Source organism: Protofrankia sp. CiP1_Cm_nod4 (assembly GCF_982290645.1).
Genome location: NZ_CEVIVC010000114.1, coordinates 16517 through 17816, shown reverse-complemented (window position 1 = coordinate 17816; position 1300 = coordinate 16517). Strand labels below are relative to the sequence as shown.

General features: G+C 69.2%; 2 protein-coding genes and 1 pseudogene. 1 reads left to right on the top strand and 2 read right to left on the bottom strand.

From position 1 onward, the window contains the following. A pseudogene (locus tag AC5LSR_RS18375) lies at positions 1 to 254 on the top strand (phosphotransferase); the annotation flags it as partial. Positions 255 to 280: 26 nt separating this feature from the next. Here the strand turns inward: AC5LSR_RS18375 and AC5LSR_RS18370 are convergent. Continuing rightward, entirely contained in the window at positions 281 to 634 is a 354-nt protein-coding gene (locus tag AC5LSR_RS18370; RefSeq protein ID WP_250292712.1) for a hypothetical protein, read from the bottom strand. A 6-nt stretch (positions 635 to 640) separates the two neighbouring features. Next, the coding region (locus AC5LSR_RS18365) for a DUF8175 domain-containg protein (protein WP_493468729.1) at positions 641 to 1300 on the bottom strand (660 nt) is incomplete at its 5' end.

The window sequence follows — 1300 nt, the reverse complement described above, 5'->3', positions numbered from 1 at the left end:
ACCTACACGACATCCAGTTCCACGACGGCATGGTCACGGTGAGCTGCTCACCGGTGCGCAAAATACTGGTCACCGGAGGCGCTCCGGGCGCACAGGTGATCGAGGGAGAATCGCTGACGAAGGGCTCCCTGCCCGTCGCGATGTTCGAACAGTGCGGATACTGCCGGGTCACCGTCGAGGACAGGACCGGAGGACGCGCCTGGAGCAACCCGATCCGCCTGGAACCGGATCCCGTTCCCTCCATCGAGGCATAGCCACAATCACAAAGAAATATCCGATGTCATCGGGTTGTCCCGGACGCAGTCAGCCCACACAACGCCACCGTGATCACGATGGGCCACATCCAGCCCCGGATCGTGGCGACCACCTCGATCGGGGGCGCGCTCGCCGGGTCCGTACCGGGCGCGACCGGCTGCTGCACCCGGATGGAGGGGGCCTTGACCCACCAGGTCGAGGTGGTGTCCACCATCCACGCCAGCCCCTTGGCCAGCGTGTCCTCCAACGAACTCAACGTACTGTCACTGACCTTCTCGACAGCCTTGCCAGCGCCGGCCTTGACAATGGCGCCGCCCAACTCGGTGGCGGGGCCGAACTGGGTGTATCGCAACGGATTATGCAAATCGGGAAAGGCCACGGGCTCCTACCTCCGAGGGAACATCTGGAAGCCGGCGGTGGAGGCGACCCGGCCGGTAACGGTGGACCAACTGCCGCCGGGTGGGGCTACGACCCGCCAGTCCTCCCGTTCCCAGCGCAGCTCGACACGTCCGGCGGCGTACACCGTGATGCCAGTGGCGTCCTCGGCGCCGGTGGCCAGATACAGCACGACCCGGTCGGGAGTGACCGCGTCGAACCGGACCCCGACATAGCGGTAGCCCTGGCCGGAGAACCGTCCGCTCAGCCGGGCAGGGACGGCCTGCTGCGCCGCGGTCATCCGGGTCTGTTCCAGCAGGGCGGGCTGGTCAACGCCGGTGGTCTGGTCGGCGATGGTGGGTTCGAAGATGTAGGCGCCGACAGCGGCGTCCGTACGAACAGCGATGTGGATCGCGGCGAGGGCCGCGCCCAGCGGGGTGTGCGCGAATCCGGACGCCCGGTCGTCGGCCAGGATGTGCGGGCCCGCGGTCGGCGAGACCGGCAGGGCGAGACCGTGGAAGTCCAGCCAGGTCAGGTCGGAGAAGTCCAGGACGGGCAGGCCCGGATCCGGGAGCACCGGCCCGCCGCCTGCCGGGACCGGGCCGGTCGTACCCGCGGTCGGGGGCGGCGCCGGTGCCGGGGAGCCACCCCGGCCACCGAGGAGCAGCCC